The sequence below is a fragment of the Corallococcus sp. CA054B genome, assembly GCF_003611625.1.
Taxonomy (GTDB): Bacteria; Myxococcota; Myxococcia; order Myxococcales; family Myxococcaceae; genus Corallococcus; species Corallococcus coralloides.
The window spans coordinates 1-20289 of sequence record NZ_RAVY01000174.1 but is presented as its reverse complement, the minus strand read 5'-3'; the positions used below and the strand labels follow the sequence as shown (position 1 = coordinate 20289).

18 protein-coding genes are annotated in these 20289 nt (G+C 71.1%); 14 read left to right on the top strand and 4 right to left on the bottom strand.

Annotated elements, in window-relative coordinates; all coding sequences use genetic code 11:
- The 13 genes from infB to purB form a co-directional block, all read left to right on the top strand.
- Positions 1-2561 (top strand): translation initiation factor IF-2 (infB, locus tag D7V80_RS31540; protein ID WP_120591655.1); only part of this gene is annotated, 2561 nt, incomplete at its 5' end.
- A gap of 119 nt (positions 2562-2680) precedes the next feature.
- A complete protein-coding gene (locus tag D7V80_RS31535) occupies positions 2681-3283 on the top strand; it encodes a DUF503 domain-containing protein (protein WP_120591653.1) in 603 nt (200 codons plus the stop codon).
- Positions 3280-3639, top strand: coding sequence for a 30S ribosome-binding factor RbfA (rbfA, locus tag D7V80_RS31530; protein ID WP_014398810.1), 360 nt, complete (start codon positions 3280-3282; stop codon positions 3637-3639). Before D7V80_RS31535 ends, rbfA begins: the two co-directional genes overlap by 4 nt.
- 10 nt (positions 3640-3649) lie before the next feature.
- Entirely contained in the window at positions 3650-4513 is an 864-nt protein-coding gene (gene truB, locus D7V80_RS31525) for a tRNA pseudouridine(55) synthase TruB (RefSeq protein WP_120591652.1), read from the top strand.
- Positions 4514-4843, top strand: a complete 330-nt coding sequence (locus D7V80_RS31520; RefSeq protein WP_014398808.1) for a MoaD/ThiS family protein — start codon at positions 4514-4516, stop codon at positions 4841-4843.
- 125 nt (positions 4844-4968) lie between these two features.
- On the top strand, positions 4969-5238 hold the full coding sequence (gene rpsO, locus D7V80_RS31515; RefSeq protein ID WP_014398807.1) for a 30S ribosomal protein S15: 270 nt from the start codon (positions 4969-4971) through the stop codon (positions 5236-5238).
- 402 nt (positions 5239-5640) lie between these two features.
- Positions 5641-7797: a polyribonucleotide nucleotidyltransferase gene (gene pnp, locus D7V80_RS31510; protein ID WP_120591651.1), complete on the top strand. Its 2157-nt coding sequence runs from the start codon at positions 5641-5643 to the stop codon at positions 7795-7797.
- Positions 7798-8317: 520 nt separating this feature from the next.
- The gene (locus tag D7V80_RS31505; RefSeq protein ID WP_120591650.1) at positions 8318-9115 is read left to right on the top strand and encodes a hypothetical protein; all 798 of its coding nucleotides are present in this window, start codon (positions 8318-8320) and stop codon (positions 9113-9115) included.
- Positions 9116-9126: 11 nt separating this feature from the next.
- Positions 9127-10137, top strand: a complete 1011-nt coding sequence (locus D7V80_RS31500; protein WP_120591649.1) for a M23 family metallopeptidase — start codon at positions 9127-9129, stop codon at positions 10135-10137.
- A gap of 76 nt (positions 10138-10213) precedes the next feature.
- Complete coding sequence (gene dut, locus D7V80_RS31495; RefSeq protein WP_120591648.1) at positions 10214-10669, top strand: dUTP diphosphatase; 456 nt, start codon at positions 10214-10216, stop codon at positions 10667-10669.
- Between the two features lie 112 nt (positions 10670-10781).
- Positions 10782-13823 (top strand): SUMF1/EgtB/PvdO family nonheme iron enzyme, encoded by a 3042-nt coding sequence (locus D7V80_RS31490; protein WP_120591647.1) that lies wholly within the window; start codon positions 10782-10784, stop codon positions 13821-13823.
- A complete protein-coding gene (locus D7V80_RS31485; RefSeq protein ID WP_120591646.1) occupies positions 13820-14782 on the top strand; it encodes an ABC transporter substrate-binding protein in 963 nt (320 codons plus the stop codon). The genes D7V80_RS31490 and D7V80_RS31485 overlap by 4 nt, the downstream gene beginning before the upstream one ends.
- Entirely contained in the window at positions 14779-16092 is a 1314-nt protein-coding gene (gene purB / locus D7V80_RS31480; protein ID WP_043321986.1) for an adenylosuccinate lyase, read from the top strand. The genes D7V80_RS31485 and purB overlap by 4 nt, the downstream gene beginning before the upstream one ends.
- A gap of 25 nt (positions 16093-16117) precedes the next feature.
- On the opposite strand, the gene D7V80_RS31475 is transcribed toward purB, so the two are convergent.
- Both D7V80_RS31475 and D7V80_RS31470 read right to left on the bottom strand, forming a co-directional pair.
- Positions 16118-17074, bottom strand: coding sequence for a phosphoribosylaminoimidazolesuccinocarboxamide synthase (locus tag D7V80_RS31475; protein WP_120591645.1), 957 nt, complete (start codon positions 17072-17074; stop codon positions 16118-16120).
- Between the two features lie 78 nt (positions 17075-17152).
- Positions 17153-17743 (bottom strand): hypothetical protein, encoded by a 591-nt coding sequence (locus D7V80_RS31470; protein ID WP_043321985.1) that lies wholly within the window; start codon positions 17741-17743, stop codon positions 17153-17155.
- A gap of 51 nt (positions 17744-17794) precedes the next feature.
- Here D7V80_RS31470 and D7V80_RS31465 point away from each other — a divergent pair, with 51 nt between their 5' ends.
- On the top strand, positions 17795-18535 hold the full coding sequence (locus tag D7V80_RS31465) for an RNA methyltransferase (protein ID WP_120591644.1): 741 nt from the start codon (positions 17795-17797) through the stop codon (positions 18533-18535).
- A gap of 37 nt (positions 18536-18572) precedes the next feature.
- Here the strand turns inward: D7V80_RS31465 and D7V80_RS31460 are convergent, their stop codons facing one another.
- Together D7V80_RS31460 and D7V80_RS31455 are read right to left on the bottom strand one after the other, a co-directional pair.
- Positions 18573-18845 carry a hypothetical protein gene (locus tag D7V80_RS31460; RefSeq protein WP_014398796.1) on the bottom strand — a complete coding sequence of 91 codons (273 nt, stop codon included), beginning with the start codon at positions 18843-18845 and terminating at the stop codon, positions 18573-18575.
- Between the two features lie 150 nt (positions 18846-18995).
- A complete protein-coding gene (locus D7V80_RS31455; protein WP_120591643.1) occupies positions 18996-20231 on the bottom strand; it encodes a S1C family serine protease in 1236 nt (411 codons plus the stop codon).
- Positions 20232-20289: the final 58 nt, after the last annotated feature.

Below are 20289 nucleotides of genomic sequence, written 5' to 3'. Positions count from 1 at the left end.
GTCCTACGCAGGGGAGTCCCCGCTTGCCCAACCCCCCTACGCGCTCGCCGGTCCCGCCCACCGCACGGACGCCTTCTTCCACGTCGACGTCCGCGACGGTCATCTCCCGAGGTCCCGGCTACGTGCAGCGTCCGGGTTCCACGGGCGGGCGCCCTGGTGGGCCGCCGGGCAGCCGTCCGGGGGGGCCGGGTGGTCCCGGCAGCCGTCCGGGTGGCCCGGGTGGGCCTGGCAGCCGTCCTGGCGCGCCCATGCAGGGCCGTCCGGGTGGGCCGCCCATGAACCGTCCGGGAGCGCCCATGCAGGCGCGTCCGGGCCAGACGGGGCCGGTGCGTCCGTCCTCGCCGCCCACGGCCGGCACGGGTGCCCCGGTGCAGCCGACCGGCCCGACCATCATGGTCGGCGGCGTCCCGCACGCCCAGGTCGCGCCCACGCCGGGTGCCCAGGCGCGCCCCACGGCCACCCAGGCCGTGGTGATTTCGCGCCCGCTCATCCAGGTCCGCCGCGTCACGCCCACCACGACCCAGGCCAAGCAGTACCCCATGGCCCCGGGCCGCACGGCGCTGGGCACGGAGAAGCGCGAGTACAAGGTCGTCCCGGATCACCTGGGCCGCGGCCGCGAGCTGGTGGACGTCTCCAAGAACAAGGAGCGTGGCCAGCGCAAGCGCACGGGTCCTGAGACGACCAGCGTGTCCAAGCAGGAGCTGTCGGACATGGTCTGGGGCCGCATCCAGATCCCCGTCCGCGGCAAGAAGCGCAAGCCCACGAAGAAGGGCGCCAAGACGCAGATCACCCAGATGGCCGAGGAGAAGAAGGTCATCAAGCTCCAGGAGGGCATCAGCGTCTCCGACCTGGGTCAGCGCATGGGTATCCGCACCTCGGAACTCATCAAGAAGCTGATGGGCATGCAGAAGATGGCCACGGCGAACCAGATTTTGGACGCCGACACCGCGGAGCTCATCGCCACCGACTACCACTGGAAGGTCGAGCGCGTCGGCTTCGAGGTGGAGGACTACCTGCCGGAGGTCGAGGCCAAGGCCGAGGACGAGCGTCCCCGTCCGCCGGTGGTCACCATCATGGGCCACGTCGACCACGGCAAGACGAGCCTCCTGGACGCCATCCGCCAGGCCAGCGTGGCCTCGGGCGAGGCGGGCGGCATCACCCAGCACATCGGCGCGTACAGCGTGTCCACCGCGCGCGGCGACGTCACGTTCCTGGACACCCCGGGCCACGAGGCCTTCACGTCCATGCGCGCCCGTGGCGCCAACGTGACGGACATCGTGGTGCTGGTGGTGGCCGCGGACGACGGCGTGATGCCCCAGACCATCGAGGCCATCAAGCACGCCAAGCAGGCGGAAGTGCCCATCGTCGTCGCCATCAACAAGATGGACGTCCCGGGCGCCAACCCCGACCGCGTGAAGAAGGACCTCGCGAGCCAGGAGCTGGTGCCGGAAGAGTGGGGCGGCGACACCATCATGGTGCCCGTCTCCGCGAAGACGAAGATGAACCTGGATCTCCTCCTGGAGAACCTGGCGCTGCAGGCGGAAGTCCTCGAGCTGACGGCGAATCCCTCCCGTCCTTCCGTGGGCGCCGTCGTGGAAGCGAAGCTGGAGCGTGGCCGCGGTCCCGTGGCCACGGTGCTGGTGCAGGAGGGCACGCTCAAGCTGGGCGACGCCATCGTCACCGGCACGCACTACGGCCGCGTCCGCGCCATGAACAACAGCCGTGGCGAGGCGGTGAAGGAAGTGAAGCCGGGCTACTGCGCGGAGGTCGTCGGCCTGTCCGGCGTGCCCACCGCGGGTGACGCCATCAACGTCGTCTCCGACGAGAAGGCGGCCAAGCAGATCGGCGACCACCGCGGCATGAAGGAGCGGCAGGCGGAGCTCAGCAAGGTCAGCCGCGAGTCCCTGGAGCAGCTCTTCGCCAAGACGAAGGCGGGCGGCGGTCCCAAGGAGCTGCGCGTCATCATCAAGGCGGACGTGCAGGGCTCGGCGGAGGCCGTGCGCCAGGCGGTCGACAAGCTCACCACGCACAAGGTGCGGGTGGTCATCATCGACGCGGGCGTGGGCGCCATCACGGAGACCGACGTCATGCGCGCCGCTGCTTCCAAGGGCGTCGTGCTGGGCTTCAACGTGAAGCCGGAGTCGGGCGCGGAGGCCGCGGCCAAGGCGCAGCAGGTGACGCTGCAGAGCTACTCCATCATCTACGAGCTCATCGACGGGGTTCGCACGGAGATGGAGGGCCTCCTGGAGCCCATCCGCACCGAGCGCAAGCTGGGCCGTGCGGAGGTGCGCAACACCTTCAACGTTCCGAAGCTGGGCACCATCGCCGGCGCGGCCGTCCTGGACGGCGTGATGAAGCGCGGCTCGTTCGTGCGCCTCATGCGCGAGAACAAGCAGCTCTTCTCCGGGAAGATGGCGTCGCTGCGCCGCTTCAAGGACGACGTGAAGGAAGTCGCGCAGGGCTTCGAGTGCGGTATCGGCATCGAGAACTTCAACGACCTCAAGGCCGGCGACATCATTGAGGCCTACGAGATCGAGGAGACCCGGCAGAGCCTCTCGTAGTCCTGGAGAGGCGCACTCGACGGACCCCGGGGAAGGCCCCACCTTTCCCGGGGGATGACGACGCGACGGCGCCTGGGCGTGGATGACGCGCCCGGCGGCCGTTGGCCTGGGGGACCTTTATGTTCGTGGGAGTCGCACGCCTCACCCTCCAGATTCCGGAGAGCGCCTCGCTGAAGTCCAAGCGGCAGGTGCTCCGCCGGGTGACGGACCGGGTGAAGGCCCGCTTCAACGTGGCCGTCGCGGAAGTGGACGACCAGGACCTCTGGCAGAAGGCGTCGGTGGCCCTGGCCGTGGTGGGCAACGAGCGCGGGCACGTGGATGAGCAGCTGGAGAAGATCATCCACTTCATTGAAGAGATGTATGTCGCGCCGCTGATGGCTCGGGAGACGGAGATTGTCGCCTTCGGGGACACGCTCTATTCCGACAAGAGGCCGACAGGCTTCCGCGCCCCGGCGAAGGTGCCTGAGCCGGAGGCCGAGGACGCCCACCTGTCTCCCGAGGACGCGCACGCGCACTCGGAGGCGGCGATTGCCCGGTTCCTGCGCAGCGACCGTTCGCTGGCGGAGGCGGAAGGGCTGGGCTCCTGGGACCAGCGGCACGAGGGCGCGGGCCCCGGGCCCGGGACTTCCAGACCCACGGGTGACGGTGGAACGCTGAATCTGGACGACGCGCGGGCCAAGGCCCGGGCGCTGCGCAACCCGCGAGATTGGGAGAAGAAATGACGACGCATGCACGACCCGAGCGCGTGGGACAGGAAATCCAGGCGGCCATCGGCGCCCTGCTGACGCGGGGGGAATTGCGCGACCCGCGCATCGGCTTCATCACCATCACCGGCGTGAAGGTGTCGCCGGACCTGCGGGTGGCGAAGGTCTTCTATTCGATGCTGGGCACGGACCAGGAGAAGGCGGACACGCAGAAGGGCCTGGATGCGGCCAAGGGCTTCGTGCGCCGCGAGGTGACGTCCGCCGTCAACCTGCGCGTGTCGCCGGAAATCTTCTTCGCCTTCGACGCGTCGGTGGGCGAGGGCGATAAGATCGACCGGCTCCTGCGCGAGGTGCGCGGCAAGGAAGGCTGGTAGGCCCCGCTTCATGGACGGCGTTCTCGTCATCGACAAGCCCCTGGGCCCCACGTCCTTCGACGTGGTCCGCCAGGTGCGCGGCCTGCTGAAGGTGAAGAAGGCGGGCCACACGGGCACGCTGGACCCCATGGCCACCGGCGTGCTGCCGGTGTGCCTGGGCGAGGCCACCAAGGTCGCCGGCATCATCACGGAGGGCGACAAGGCCTACGACGCCGTGGTGCGGCTGGGCATCGAGACGGACACCCAGGACGCCCAGGGCAAGCCCACCTCGGAGGCCCCGGTGCCCCCGCTGACGGCCCCGCTCCTGGAGGCGGTGCTCGCCCGGTTCCGGGGGACGTTCGACCAGGTGCCGCCCATGTACTCGGCGGTGAAGGTGGCCGGGAAGCGGCTCTATGAGCTGGCGCGCGCCGGGGAAGAGGTGGAGCGGGCCAGCCGCACCGTCACCGTGCACGAGCTGGTGCTGCGCGACTTCTCCGCGGACCGGCTGACCCTGTCCGTGCGGTGCACCAAGGGCTTCTACGTGCGCACGCTGGCGTACGACCTGGGCCGCGCGCTGGGCTGTGGCGCGCACCTGGAGGCGCTGCGGCGCACCATGAGCGGCCCCTTCACCCTGGCTCGCGCGCTGCCCCTGGGGGACCTGGCGGCCCTGTCGCGTGAAGCGGTGGCCGGGCGGCTGGTGTCGCTGGCGGACGCGCTGACGGACCTGCCTGCGGTCCGGGTGAGCGCGGACGAGGCCCGGCGGGTGCTGCACGGCGTCCCCGTGGAGGTCGCCCCCGTGCCGGGCCGGGTGCGGGTGCTGGGCCCGGATGACGTGCTGCTCGCCATGGCGGAAGTGGTGGGCGGGCGGCTGCGGTATCAGCGGGTGTTCAACTGAGTGGCCACCCGCACCCATGACATCACCGTGAGCGTGGCCCCGGGCCTCCGCGGCGCCTTCGACGGGCGGCGCGAGCTGTCCCTGGGCGTGCCCGCGACGGCGGGCATTGGCGACGTGGTGGAGGCGCTCCTGCGCTTGTACCCCCGGACCCGTCAGCTGCTGGCGGGGGACGGGGGCGAGGCGGGGGGCCCGTACCTGCACGTGGCCATGGACGAGGCCTCGGCCCGGGAGCTGTCCCCGGGCGGGGGCGGAATGCCGGGCGGCTGCCGGTTGTACGTCTTCGCACTGTCCCGGCCCCCGAAGGGCGGACGGACGGGCGGCGAAGGTTGACCCCCCAGGGGGTGAAGCTTATAAGCGGCCCGCTCGTTAGAAGGACCATGTGGCCGGGTCTGTACCCCTCCGCGGACCCAGGCGGCACGAGCGGTCACCCCGGAGCGGGATTCAGGAAGAAGCCCATGTCGTTGCATCAGGAACGCAAGAGCGAGCTGGTCACGAAGTTCCGCACCCACGAGTCCGACACCGGCTCGCCCGAGGTGCAGGTGGCGCTGCTGTCCGAGCGCATCAACATGCTCACCGAGCACTTCAAGACCCACAAGAAGGACCACCACTCCCGCCGCGGTCTGCTGAAGCTGGTCGGTCAGCGCCGCCGCATGCTGGACTACCTCAAGTCCAAGGACGTGGCCCGCTACAAGAAGCTCATCGAGGGCCTCGGCATCCGCAAGTAGTCCTCGAGCAGCATCCGGGGCGCTGGCACATCACCAGCGCCCCGTGCATTTGCGCAGCACGCAGCACGGTTTCAAGAACAGCAGCGCGGACGTGGGCGAAGGAGTGGGCGAGGGAGAGGTGGAGGCGGGCTCTTTTGGTTTCCGTTCAGACCGGCCGACCCGGAGTCATGGGTGGGCGGGTGTGATCAGGGATCAAGAGGTCTGGTCCATCCCTCCGGCGCTCCGCAACGGAGCCCGTTTCCGCAGTACAGGCAGCGTTCGTCTGGCATGTGCCTGCTTCAGGCCCTGGCGACCGCTCAATCCCAGAGGGCCCCTTTCCGGGCGGCTCCTGCCCCACGCACGTGGGCAGGCCGCGGCTGGCAAGGGTCCTCGCACGCGAAGCAGGCACAGAGGCCACACGACATGTTGAAGAAGAGCGTCAAGATTGGTGAGAACGAGCTGAGCATCGAGACGGGCCGCCTGGCCAAGCAGGCCGATGGTTCCGTGGTGGTCCGCTACGGCGACACCATGCTGCTCGTCACCGCGGTGAGCGCGCGGGAGAAGAAGGACATCGACTTCCTGCCCCTCACGGTGGAGTACCAGGAGAAGCTGTACTCGGCGGGCCGCATCCCCGGCAGCTACTTCAAGCGCGAGGGCCGTCTGACGGAGAAGGAGACGCTGGCCTCCCGTCTGGTGGACCGCTCCTGCCGTCCGCTGTTCCCGGAAGGCTACGCCTACGAGACGCAGGTCATCGCGTCCGTCATCTCCGCGGACCCGGAGAACGAGGGTGACATCCACGGCATCACCGGCGCCTCCGCGGCGCTGTGGGTGTCGGACATCCCGTTCAACGGCCCCATCGCGGGCATCCGCGTGGGCCGCGTGGGCGGCCAGTTCGTGGCCAACCCCACCGCCAAGCAGCGCGAGCAGAGCGACCTGGACCTGGTCATGGCGGTGAGCCGCGAGGCCATCGTGATGGTGGAGGGTGGCGCGGAGGAGGTCAGCGAGGCGGACATGGTGGCGGCGCTGGAGTTCGGCCGTCAGAACGCCCAGCCCGCGCTGGACCTCCAGGACCAGCTGCGCGCGGAGCTGAAGAAGCAGGTCCGCGCCTACGAGAAGCCCGCCACCATCGACGAGGGCCTGCGCAACCAGGTCCGCGAGCTGGCGCTGGAGGGCGTGAAGGCCGGCTACGCCATCAAGGAGAAGGGCGCGCGCTACGAGGCGCTCTCCAAGACGAAGAAGGCGGCGATCGCGGCGCTCAAGGAGAAGCTGGGCGCGGAGTTCACCCCGCTGGTGGAGAAGCACGCCAAGCAGGTCATCGAGGACCTGAAGTACGACCACATGCGTGAGCTCACCGTGAACGGTGGCCGCATCGGTGACCGTCCGCACAACGTGGTGCGCTCCATCACCAACGAGGTGGGCGTGCTGCCCCGCACGCACGGCAGCGCGGTGTTCACCCGCGGCGAGACGCAGGCGCTCGTGGTCGTCACGCTGGGCACCAGCGAGGACGAGCAGCGGCTGGAGCTGCTCAGCGGCCAGGCCTTCAAGCGGTTCATGCTGCACTACAACTTCCCGCCGTTCAGCGTGAACGAGACCAAGCCCCTGCGCGGCCCCGGCCGTCGCGAGGTCGGTCACGGCGCCCTGGCGGAGCGCGCGCTGCGCAACATGATTCCGGCCAGCGACTCGTTCCCGTACACGGTGCGTCTGGTGTCGGAGATCCTCGAGTCCAACGGCTCGTCCTCCATGGCCTCCGTGTGCGGTGGCACGCTGGCGCTGATGGACGCGGGCGTGCCCATCAAGGCGCCGGTCGCGGGCATCGCCATGGGCCTGGTGAAGGAGGGCGAGAAGATCGCCATCCTGTCCGACATCCTGGGTGACGAGGATCACCTGGGCGACATGGACTTCAAGGTCTGCGGCACGTCCAAGGGCATCACGTCCATCCAGATGGACATCAAGATCACCGGCCTCACCACGGAGATCATGAGCCGCGCGCTGGAGCAGGCGCGTCAGGGCCGCGAGCACATCCTGGCGGAGATGGCGAAGACGCTGAGCGCGCCGCGCAAGGAGATCAGCCAGTTCGCGCCGCGCATCACGACCATCCAGATCCGTCCGGAGTTCATCAAGAACGTCATCGGGCCGGGCGGCAAGGTGATCAAGGACATCATCGCCCGCACGGGGGCCGCGATTAACATCGAGGACACCGGCCGCGTGGACATCGCCAGCGCGAACGGCGATGCGGTGAAGGCGGCCATCGCGATGATCCAGGCGCTCACGCGCGAGGCGGAGATCGGGAAGATCTACACCGGCACCGTCCGGAAGATCGCCGAGTTCGGCGCCTTCGTGGAGTTGTTCCCGGGCACCGACGGCCTCATCCACATCTCCGAGCTGTCCGACAAGCGCGTGAAAACCGTGTCGGACGTGCTGAGCGAGGGTGACGAGGTGCTGGTGAAGGTCGTCAGCATCGACAAGACGGGCAAGATCCGCCTGTCGCGCAAGGAGGCCATGGCCGAGCGCGCCACCGCGCAGGGCACGCCTCCCGCGGCCGCCGCCCCGGCCGCCCCGACGCCGGACGCGAAGGCCTGAAGCCGGCCCCCGTGTAGCGGCCTTCCGTGAGGAAGGCCGCGACCGGAAACGCCCCGTCTCCTCCCGCCTCCGGGCGCGAAGGGGCGGGGCGTTGTCGTTGCGGGGCAGGGGGCTTGCCGCCCGGCGGCGGCGCACCGCTCGAACCTGTCCGACAGTCGGACCGGCTGGGCCAATCACCGCGCCCCTGGCGCCTGCAAATGCCCTCGGAGGTTCCCCTCGGACGGGCTCCGGCATCCGTCGTGGCGGGGCCGCCCGTTCCAGCCGGCGAGGAGAAACCTGTCCGACAGTCGGACAGGTTTGCGGAAAGCGCGTCGGAAGGGAGCTCCTTCTCATGCATGCGCGAGGCGTTGGCGTGGTGCCGTCATGGGAGCGGTGCCGGGCTCCTGGCGTCGTTCTCCGCATCCTGCTCGCCACGGTGGCCCCAGGCGGGAGCACGCGGTGTTTTCGTCCTGGAGGGATGGGGGCTTAAAACCGTGGGAGGGCCTCCTGCGTTGATGGGGGACCGCCCCGGAGGCGCTGCGTGCCGGTCCATCCATCCAGCTCCTCGGAGCCTTCGAGCAGCTTCCTCTCGGACCTGTCCCGTTTCCTGGGGGCGTTCCGCTGGGCGTTCATGCCGCTGGGCCTGCTCGCGCTGGTCGCGGTGGGCGTGCACTCGGCGGCGGATACGCTGGATGACCGGCTGCTCACCGCGGTGGACCGGCTGGACTCCGCGTTCGATGCGTGGGTGGGCCAGTTCCCCGCCTTCGCGTCGATGGTGGATTGGGTCTCCCTGGAGACGCGCACCCGGCTGGCTCGGGCCCTGGCGCTGGCCTGGGAGCTGGCGGCGGACCTGCTCCTGGCGCTGCCGGCGCTCGGCTATCGCGAGACCGCCGCTGCCCGCCCCGTGGAGCCCTGGCGGCCGGTGACGGCGTCCGCTTCGGAGGCCTCTTCGTGGAAGGCGCTGCTGCGGCGCTGTCTGCGGCGGCCCACTCCGATGCGGTGGGTGCGGCCCCTGGCCACCGCGGGCGTGGTGCTCGCGGGCGCGTGCACGGTGGCGCGGCTTGTCCAGGGCACGGTGTACCTGTCATGGCGGCCACTGTTTGGTGACGTCGCCGCGGACTGGGCGGCCCGGGGGCTGGCGGTGGCGGCGCTGTGTGGCGTGAGCGTGTCGCTGGGCTGGCGCGCGGTGCTGCGCAACCTCCAGCACGCGGACGCGGCATGTGAAGCGGTGGGGTCGCGGCGGGCGTGGACTCGCGGGCTCCTGGGGTGCCTCGTGGTGGCGCCGCTGGGCTTCGCGGCGGCTTGGGACGCGGCCCCGGTGCTGTCCTTCCTGCGCTGAGGCCCTGACGCATGTTCGCTCGACGCGCCCGGGGACTCCTGGACTTCACCTTCGCGCTGCTGTGCGTGTGGTGCGCGTACCACCACACGCCCGCGGGCGCGCTCTTGCGGCGCGCGGGCGCCTGGGCCTTCAACTCGCGCACCACGGCCCGGCCGCTGCTCGCGTACTACGACGGCGTGAGCGGGACGGCGGTGCCCGTGCCGGCCGCGCTGCCCGCCGCGCTGCTTACTCGCGTGCCCACGAGCGCGGAGGCGCTGGCGTGGGGGACTCACTCGGCGCTGAAGGCCCTGGACCCGAAGGCCCGCGAGCCGTCGCTCGCGCTGGCTCGTGAGCTGGGCATCGCTCCGGAGACGCTGGTGGATCCGGTGAAGGGACCGGCGGCGACGCGGCGGCTCCTGGACGCGCTCGCCAGGGACTTCCCGTCGGAGGAGGCTCGGGTGACGGCGGTGTTCGCGGGACGGGTGCCCGCGCGCTTCGCCCTGGAGCGGGTGGACGCGGAGGGTGGGGCGCTCAGCCTGGAGCGCCTGGCGAAGCAGCTGCCCCCCGGCTTCGAGGGCTCCTCCGTGGGCGCGGCCCAGGCGCTGGCGCTGTCCACCGCGCTGATGCTCGGGTGGCCGGTGTCGGAGAGCGCTCCGGTGACGAGCCCCTTCGGCTACCGCGTCCACCCCACGCTGCGCACGCGCCGGATGCACACGGGGGTGGACCTGGCGGTGCGCTCGGGCACGACGGTGACGGCGGTGGCCGCGGGCGTGGTGCGCCGCTCGAGCGAGGACTCCGTCAACGGCCGCGTGCTGGTGCTGGACCACGGGCGGGGTGTGACGACGGCGTACTGTCACAACTCGGAGCTGCTGGTGAAGGCGGGCACGCGGGTGGAGAAGGGGCAGGCCATCGCGCTGTCGGGCAACACCGGCCGCTCCACCGGGCCGCACCTTCACTACCAGCTGGAGCTGGCCGCTCGGCCCGTGGACCCGTTCGGGTTCCGCACAGCGCTGCGCATGGCGGACGGCGCGACCGAGCTGTGAGTGCCCGGGTCACACGACCCGTGACGTCGGCGCCAGGAAGTAGAGGGGGGCCGGGGTGCATGTTACGGCGAGGGGCATGGACCCCTCGCTGACCGTCCCCGTGCGCCGGGTGCGCTCGCATCCGGACCCGCTGCCCCTGCCGCGCTACGAGACGGAGCTGGCCGCCGGGCTGGACCTGCGGGCCGACATCGACGGGGAGTGGGTGCTCCAACCCCTGGAACGGATGGCGGTCCCCACGGGGCTGGCCTTCGCGCTCCCGCCGGGCTTCGAGGGCCAGGTGCGGCCCCGCTCGGGGCTGGCGCTCCGGCATGGGGTGACCTGCCTCAACTCCCCCGGGACGGTGGACGCGGACTACCGGGGGGAAGTGCAGGTACTGCTCGTCAACCTGTCCAACACCCCCTTCACCCTGCGTCGGGGGGACCGGGTGGCCCAGCTGGTGGTGGCCCCCGTGACGGCCACGGCCCTGCGGGAAGTGGAGGTGCTGGAGGTGACTTCCCGAGGGGCCGGAGGTTTCGGGTCCACCGGCCGATAGGCCCGGCGCGCAACGTCGTTCCTCAACGGCTCCGGAGCGGGCAGAATGGAGCCCCCCGGCCGTCCGCCAGGGAGGCCGCCCCCCCGCGGCCCCGTTCCGGAGTTTCACTGCTTTGCTCTGCTACCGCTGCGGCAGCCATGTCCCCGATACGAGTGAAACCTGCGCCACGTGTGGCCAGAAGTTCGACGCGGCCGCGCGTCAGGCGGCGGGGGCGGCGCGGCGCAAGGGCGCCGAGGGCGCGCCGTACAAGCCGGGCGACGTCGTCGCGGACCGCTACGCCATCCAGGAGGTTGTTGGGGCGGGGCCTCTGGGCTTCGTCTTCCGCGCGCAGGACCAGGCCATCGACGTGGAGGTGGCGCTGAAGGTCATCCAGCCTCGGCTGGTGCAGCAGCCGGAGGAGCGCACGCAGTTCGCGCTGTCCATGCGGGTGGGCAAGAAGCTCAACCACCCCAACCTGGTGCGCGTGTACGAGGAGGGCGTGGATGGGGACCGGCCCTTCTTCACCATGCAGCTGCTGGAAGGGCTCTCGCTGCGCCGGATGATGGAGCAGCGCGCGGCGAAGGGTCAGCTGTTCTCGCTGAAGGAAGTGGAGCCGCTGCTGGCGCAGATGGCGGCGGCGCTGGACGGGGCGCACCGCTTCGGGCCGCACTCGGACGTGAAGCCGGAGAACGTCTTCGTCCTGCCGGACATGTTGAAGGTGTCGGACTACGGGCTGGGGCTCGCGGTGCCGCACCTGCCCTTCGTGCAGGCGCAGAAGGGGCACCGGGCGGCGGCGTACATCGCTCCCGAGTACGTGAATGGCGCGGAGCTGGATACGCGCATGGACGTGTACTCGCTGGGCGTGTTGATGGGGGAGATGGTGACGGGGCTGCTGCCGGAGGACGGCGGGGTGCCCGAGGTGTCGGTGCGGCATCCGGACCTGCCGCCCGCGTTCGAGTCCCTCTACCGGCGCGCGCTCAACGTGAATCCGCTGGCGCGTCCGAAGTCGGGCGGTGAGCTGCACGCGGAGTTCGCGGCGCTGGTGCATCGGCACCCGGCCGCGGCGTCGAGGCAGCGCTCGGTGCCCGCGACGGGCGCACTGCCGCCGGCCGCGGTGGCCGCGCGCGCTGCGAACAAGCCGCTGCCGCCGGTGCCCACGGGCATGTTGCCGGTGGCGCTCGCGCCCACGCCGGCCGCACCCCTCCCGGCGGTGGATGACGCGCCTCCGCCGGATGCGACGCAGCCGCTGGACGCGGCGACGCTGGCGGCCATCCTGGGTTCGAACGCGCAGGCGCTGGACTACATCACGGGGCCGGAAGCGCGCTCCGTGTCCGACGCGGCGACGCAGCAGGAGATGCGCGCGGTGGCGCCGTCGGGCCGCAAGGGCGCGGAGGCCCCCCGGCCCCTGGGGCAGGCCCCCGACGCGGCGACGCAGCAGGAGGCCCGTGCGGCCTCGCGCCCGGCGGATGATCCGCGCGCGGCTCCGGCCAAGGCCGCCGAGCCCGTGATGCGCATCTTCGCGAAAGCGGAGGAGCCGTCGTTCCCGGCGGATCCTCGCGGCGCCCGCTCCGCGGAGAGCGCGGCCGAGGCGCGGTCCTCGGCCCGTGGCGGCGGTGAGGCCTCCTCCAGCGACGGGCGCTCCAATGGTCGGGGCGAAGCCGCCGTGGGCGAGGGGCGCTCCGGCCGGGGTGAAGCCTCGTCGGGCGACCTTCGCTCCAGCAGCCGTGGCGAAGCGTCCGGCGACGGGCGCTCCAGTCGCGGTGAAGCCTCATCGGGCGACCTTCGCTCCAGCGGCCGTGGCGAAGCGTCCAGCGAGGGGCGCTCCGGTCGCGGTGAGTCCTCTTCGGGCGACCTTCGCTCCAACGGTCGCGGTGAAGCAGCATCCGGCGACGCGCGCTCGGGTGGGCGGGGCGAAACGTCCAGCGACGGTCGCTCCAACGGTCGCGGCGAAGCGGCCCTGGGCGACGAGCGCTCCGGTCGCGGTGAGGCCTCGTCGGGCGGGCGCTCCGGTCGCGGAGGCGAGGCGTCCTCCGACAGCCGCCCCAGCCATCGCAACGCGGATGCATCCGCCACGGAGTCACGGTCCGGCCGGAGCTCCGACGACGACGAACCCTCGGAGTCCCGTTCCTCCAGCCGCGGTGGCCGCAACTCGCGGGCCTCGGGCGCGGTGTCGTCGGTGAACTCGCGCGGCTCGGAGCCGTCGGGTCCCCGCGCCCCGCGAGCCTCGGCGGCCCAGGGCTCGGCCCGCGCTTCTGGCGTTCACGGCGAGAACTCCACGGGCGGCCGCTCGCGCAAGGGCGAACCCCCTCCGGAAGTGTCGGGTGTGCGCTCCTCGGCGCGCAGGCTGCCGCCTTCCACCTCCGGCCTGCACACGCTCCCCACGACGCGGGCCACGCAGGCGAAGCCGGCCCGCTCCGGTCCCAGCTCGATGATGTGGATGATCATCCTCGCGGTGGCCGGCGTCGTGCTGGGCGCGGGCGGTGGCTACCTCTACCTGCGCCTGGCCCAGGCCGCGAAGAACAGCACCACGCCCGCCACGCCGGGGACCGCCGCCGCGAGGGACGGCATCCTGGCCACGGGCTCCTGTCCGGCCGGCATGCGTCTGGTGAGCGGCGGCAGCTTCAAGATGGGCTCGTCCCCGGAGGACCTGCAGTCAGCCGGCTCCACCGATGAAATGCCCATGGGCAGCGTCACGGTGAACTCGTTCTGCGTCGACGAATACGAGTTCCCCAACCAGGCCGGCAGGAAGCCCCGCGTCTCCGCGACGTGGCTCGACGCGAAGGCCGCCTGCGAAGGGCTCGGCAAGCGGCTGTGCTCGGAGGAGGAGTGGGAGAAGGCCTGCAAGGGCCCTGGCAACGCGCGCTTCTCCTCAGGCAATGAGCAGGTCCAGCCGGCCTGCAACACCGGCACGACGGATGCGGCCGCGGCGCCCACCCTGGCGCCCTCCGGGGCCCTGCAGTCCTGTCGCTCCGGCTATGGCGTGGCGGACCTGTCCGGCAACGTCGCCGAGTGGACCTCCTCCAAGTTCCCCAACTCCAACCCCGAGGAGCTGCTCATCAAGGGCGGCTCCTTCGACACGGCCGGAGACACCGCCCGGTGCTCCGCGCGCCGCCGGGGCACACCGTCGCTGAAGGCCGCGAACGTGGGCTTCCGTTGCTGCCAAGACGCGCCGTGAGGACGACGCTCCGGAGGCTCGCGCTCCTCACGCTCCTCCTGCCCGCCGTCGCCCTCGCGCAGGTTTCGTCGCGAAGTCCCGCCCGGCCCCGCATGGTGGCCGTGAAGTCCTCGAGCCTGGCGCCATACGCCTCCCTCCTCGCCGGCTTCACGTCCGAGGCCCGCGCGGACGTCACCGAGCTGACCCTGGAGGAAAGCCCCACGGAGGCCGCGCGCGTCTTCAAAACACTGGCCGCGCAGAAGCCCGCGCTGGTGCTCGCCCTGGGGCCGCTGGCCGCCAACGCCGCGCGCCGCTCGCTGGGCGAGGACGTGCCGGTGCTCTTCGCCATGGTGCCGTACCACGAGAAGTACGGCCTGGAGGCATCCCACGTCACCGGCATCGCGCTCACCAGCGACTTCGAGCCGGAGCTGGCCGCGCTCAAGGCCGTGGCTCCCGGTGCGAAGCGCGTGGGCATCCTGCATGACCCGCGCTCCTCGGCGGGCGCGGTGGCGCAGGCCCGCTCCGCTGGCGTGGGCCTGGGGCTCGCCATCGTCCCGCTGGCCGTGGAAGCGCAGGAGCGCGTGGGCGAGGTGCTGGAGGGCGCGGCGGGGAAGGTGGACGGCCTCTTGATGGTTGCGGACAAGACCGTGGGCAACGCTTCCGTCGTCCAGGCGCTCATCGCCTTCAGTGCCTCCCGCAAGGTGCCGCTGGTGGCGCTCACGGCCAGCCAGGTGAAGGAGGGCGCGACCCTGGCCCTCGCTCCGGCCCCGCTGGCGCTCGGTCAGCAGGCCGGAAGGCTGGCGAACAGAATCGTCCACGAGAAGGTCGACCCCGGCGCGCTGGCGGTGGCGCGGCCCGAAGGCCTGGACCTCTCGTTCAACCTCACCGTCGCGAAGAAGTCAGGTCCGTCCTGTGACGTCGCGCTGGAAGTGCTCCGGTTCGCGGCGCGCCGGGACTTTGCCGTGAAGGTCTACGAGTGATTCCACGCTACAGCCGTCCCGAAATGGCCTCCCTCTGGTCCGACGTCGCCCGCTACCGCCGCTGGCGCGACGTGGAGCTCGCCGCGCTGGAGGGCATGGTCGCGCAAGGCCTCGCCCCCAAGGAGGCGCTGGCGGACTGCCTTGCCCGCGCCGGTGACTTCACCGAAGCGGACGCCGCGCGCATCGAGGAGATCGAGCGCACCACCAAGCACGACGTCATCGCCTTCCTCACCTTCGTGGAGGAGCGCGTGGGCCCCAGCGCCCGCTGGCTGCACCTGGGCATGACGTCGTCGGACGTGCTGGACACGTCGCTGGGCCTCACCCTGCGCGACTCCGTGGACCTGCTCCTGAAGGGCATGGACCGCGTGATGGCCGCGGTGGAGAAGCGCGCCTTCGAGCACAAGCACACGCTGCAGATGGGCCGCAGCCACGGCATCCACGCGGAGCCCATCACCTTCGGGCACAAGCTGGCCATCTGGTACGACGAGCTGCGCCGGGGCCGCACGCGCCTCCAGCACGCGCGCGACACCATCGCCGTGGGCAAGATTTCCGGCGCGGTGGGCACGTTCGCGCACCTGCCGCCGTCGGTGGAGGAGCACGTCTGCCAGAAGCTGGGCCTCACGCCCGCGCCCGCCTCCAGCCAGGTGGTGCAGCGCGACCGGCACGCGGAGTTCTTCACCGCCATCGCCCTCGTCGGCGCGAGCCTGGAGAAGTTCGCCGTGGAAATCCGCCACCTCCAGCGCACGGAGGTGCGCGAGGCGGAGGAGCCCTTCACGCCGGGACAGAAGGGCAGCAGCGCCATGCCGCACAAGCGCAACCCCATCCTGTCGGAGAACCTCACGGGCCTCGCGCGCCTGTTGCGCGGCTACGCGGTGAGCGCCATGGAGGACGTGGCGCTGTGGCATGAGCGGGACATCTCGCACTCGTCGGTGGAGCGCGTGATTGGGCCGGACGCCACCATCCTGCTGGACTTCATGCTCCACCGCTTCGCGGGCCTGGTGGAGAACATGCGCGTCTACCCGGAGCAGATGAAGAAGAACCTGGACCTCTTGGGCGGCGTGGTGAACTCGCAGCGCCTGCTCCTGGAACTCGCGCGCAAGGGCATGGACCGGCAGGCCGCGTACGTCGTCGTCCAGCGCAACGCGATGAAGATGTTCGAGGAGGGCGTGGACTTCCGGCAGGCCCTGCTGAACGACGCGGACCTGCTCAAGATGATGACGCCCGAGGAGGTCTCCGACTGCTTCTCCCCGGGCTACCACACGCGCCAGATGGACGCGGTGTTCCAGCGCGTCTTCGGCCGCGCCAGCTGAAGCGCGGCCACGGCGGGCGAGGGGACTAGAGGTAGCCCTTCGCCCGCAGGTGCCCTTCGATGCGCGAGTGCACGTCCCCGGGCGTCAGCACCAGGGGCGTGCCGGTGATGCGCTCGTAGGCGGCCACGTACTTGGTGGCCAGGTCCACGCGCACGTCGTCCGGAATCGCGGGCAGCGCGCCGTGGCCGGAGAAGTTCCGCTCGCGGATGAGCCACTGGCGGATGTTCTCCTTGTCCAACATCTTCTGGTCCTCGCCCTTGGCGAAGCGCGACTCGTACTCGTCCGCCACCCAGTAGCGGCTGGAGTCCGGGGTGTGCATCTCGTCGATGACGAAGAGCTCGTCGCCCACCTTCCCGAACTCGTACTTCGTATCCACCAGGATGAGGCCGCGCGTGCGCGCCCACTTCTGGCCCTCCAGGAACAGGCCCCGGGCGGCCTCCGTGATGCGGGCCCAGTCGCGCGGCGTGGCCAGCCCGCGCGAAAGAATCTCCGCCTCGGAGATGGGCTCGTCGTGCTTGCCGTACTCGGCCTTGGTGGACGGCGTGAGGATGGGCGCTTCGAACGCGCTGTCCTTGCGCAGGCCTTCCGCGAAGGGCACCCCGTAGGCGGTGTGCGTGCCCTTCTCGTAGTCACGCCACAGGCTGCCCGTGAGGTAGCCGCGCACCACCACCTCCACGGAGTAGGGCTGGCAGGCGCGCGCCACGGTGACGTTCGCGTCGGGCACGTCCAGCACGTGGTTGGGGACGATGTGCTTCGTGCGGTCGAACCAGAAGGCCGCCAGGCGGTTGAGCACCTCGCCCTTGAAGGGGATGGTGGTGAGCACGTGGTCGAACGCGGAGAGGCGGTCGCTCGTCACGAGGATGAGCGTGTCGCCCTTGCGGTACGTGTCGCGAACCTTGCCCTTGTAGGGCGTGCCGAGCGACGGCAGGTCCGTCTGGCGAAGCGTGTGGGTGAGTTGCGCGTGGAGGGCGGAGGTGTTCACGTCGGAGGCGCCTCGCGGCCCCGGCCACTGACCGCCGGAAGGCGGCGGGAGCGGGGCCAGCTCATGAGGCGCGCGACTCTACTGGAGGCCCGCCGTCATGGAAGCAGGACCGTAGGCCGTTGCCAGGTAGAGGAACGCCGGGTTGATGCGCAGGATGCCGTCCACGTAGGCGACCGCGTACGGCGCGCCCGCGGCCCGGTCCACCCGCACCGCGCCCTCCGGCTGGATGCCCCACAGCCCCAGCAGCGTGCGCGCCACCAGCTCCGCGGCCTCGCGCTCCGACAGGCCCTGCAGGCTCTCCCGCCGGTCCTCCGGCCAACGGTCGCCCGTCCGCGCGTCGAAGACGAACTGGAGGCCGCTGCCCGCGTCCGGCGGCTGGAGCAGGTCCGCGCGGGGCTCGAAGCCCGGCGCCGCGACGAACTCGTTGCCCTGGATGATGGGGAAGAGCGCCACGCCCTGCGCGGACTGCCCGGCCTGCTGCTCCGACTGGCGGGCGATGTCCCGGAAGAGCTCCAGGCGGACGGCCGGGGACTCGAACTCCACCACCTCTGGCGAGCTGCTCAGCGCCTGCCGCGCCGTGAGCGAGGAGCGCACGGGCGCACCCGTCCCGTCGCACGCGGTGGTGAGCAGGGACAGCGACAGGAGCAGGCCAGGGACCCAGCGACGCATCAGTGGGAATATACCGATCACGCCGACGCACCACCAGCTAAACTCCGGTGCATGCGTCCAGGTGCGGAGCTGACTGTCGTCCTTCATCAGACCCGTTCACCCGACAACCTGGGTGCTGTCTGCCGGGTCATGGCGAACTTCGGTTTCGAACGTCTCATCCTCTCGGAACCCGTGGTCCAGGACTTCAGCCTGGCGGAGAAGATGGCCGTGAAGGGCGGCCACATCCTTTCGGGCATGCGCGTCACACCCACCCTCCAGGAGGCCCTGGAGGACTGCGTGTACGTGGTGGGCACCACGTCGCGCACCCAGGTGGAGAAGCGCACCCCGCTGACGCCGGAGGACGCGGCGCGGCGGCTGGCGGAGGAGAGCACGCGGGGGCGGGTGGCGCTGTTGTTCGGCGGGGAGCAGCGCGGGCTGTCCGACGAGGACCTCACCCACTGCCAGGACCTGCTCGTCATCCCCACGTCGGACGTGCAGCCGTCCATGAACCTGGCGCAGTCCTCCGCGGTGCTCCTGTACCTCTGCCACCGGCAGGGGCTCACGTCCGAGCCCGCGCTGCCCCAGGAGGAGGAGGCCGGCGCGCGGCTGGGGACGCTCAACGCGCTGAGCGGGCGCATGCGCGCGGCGATGCTGGCGGCGGACTTCCTCAACCCGCAGGCGCCGGAGCATGTGCTGCACGAACTGGAGCGGACGTTGATGCGTGCGCGGCTGACCCAGAGAGAGGCGGAGCTTTGGCTCAACGCCTTCAAACACCTGGGCCGCGCGGTGGCGCCGGGGACCTCCCGCGGTTGAGCGGGGGGCCGGCGCCACGCGAACAGCCGGGGGCGACTTAAGCCGCCGCGTCCTTCTTGTAGGTCTCGGCGAAGTGCTTCTCGCACAGACCGGCCTTGGGGCCGACCTTGGCGCGGCACTCCGGCTTGGAGCACACGCGGTAGCGCGTGTGGGGCAGCTCGCCCTGGCGCCACTTCTTGAAGTGGAAGAAGCAGTAGCTCTTGGCACGGTAGGGGCGCTTGCAGCCCTCCACGGTGCACGCCTTCTTGCCGCCGCCCTTGGCGGTGCGCGGCCAATGGGTGAGCTTCGTCGTCTGGGTGGCCTCGGCCATGGTACGGATTCTCCTGCGAAACGATGCTTGAAGACCCGTGACGCCACCTGTGGGTGGATCCGCCACGATGTGAAGGCGGACGGTGTATCGCCGGGTTTCGCGGAACGCAAGGAGCCTGGAAGCCCGTCAGGGCCCTGAAGGCCCCATCCGTCAGGGGGCGGCCAGGCCTTCATCGGCCTTGGGAATGCCCCCGGACCGGCCGGATTGGGTGCGCGGCACCGGGGAGAGCAGCTCCTCCAGCACGGAGCGGGCTCCGGCGGCGCGCTCGCCCGGCGTGCCACCCGAGGCCAGCGTGGACGGCGGCGACTCCACCAGGGGCAGGTCCTCCAGCTTCACCTTCAGCGTCATGGGGCGGCCCAGCCGGCGCAGCTGCAGCCGGATGTGCTGGCCCACGCCGCGCGCGGCCACCTGCCAGCGCAGCGTGTGCGCCCGCGCCACGGACAGCCGGTCCATGTTCAGGATGACGTCCCCGGTGCGCAGGCCGGCGCGGGCCGCCGGGCCGTCCTCCACCACGTCCGTCACCACCACGCCCCGGCCGCGCGGGTTCAGGTTGAAGGCCTGCGCCACCTCCGGGGAGAAGTCCTGCACGCTGATGCCCATCCACCCGCGGCGCATGCGCCCGTGGGCCTTGAGCTGCGGAATCACCGTCTTCGCGATGTCGATGGGGATGGCGAACCCGATGCCCTGGCCGGACACGTTGACGGCGTTGGCCACCGCCACCACGTCACCGTGCAAGTCCAGCACCGGCCCGCCGGAGTTGCCCGGGTTGATGGAGGCGTCCATCTGCAGGTAGTCGAAGTCGCCGTCGCGGCCGTTGGGCGTCACGTCCGTGCGGCCCACGTAGCTCACCACGCCCACCGTCACGGAGTGCGCCAGCCCGAACGGGTTGCCGATGACGACCACCCAGTCCGCGATGCCCACGTGGGACGCGGACGCGAGCTTCAGCACCGGCAGCTTCCGGGGCGCGTCCACCTTGAGGAGCGCGCAGTCCGTGCGCTCGTCCTCGCCCACCACCGTGGCGGGGAACTCCTCCACGTAGCCGTTGGCGCTGCGGATGGAGATGGTGACCTCCGAGGCCCCGTCCACCACGTGCGCGCTGGTGAGGATGTAGCCGTCCGGATGGATGATGAACCCGGAGCCGATGCCGCGCTGGGGCTCCTCGCCGGGAGCCACCTCCGCGCTGTCCTGGCGCGTGGTGATGGACACCACGGCCGGCATCGCCTTGCGGGCCACGTCACTGAGGTTGGAGTGCTGCCGGGAGACAGCGCGGTTCTGCGACTCCAGCCACAACTTCCCGGGCGTGCGGGCCCCGGCGCTGCTCGCTGTCCCCAGCGCGCACGCCAGCACCGCCAACTTGATGCCGCCCCCGAACCGCGTCCAACCCATGGGCCCCGCCTTCCCACCACCGTCCAACCCAATGCCCCGGCGCAACCTAGGCACGAGG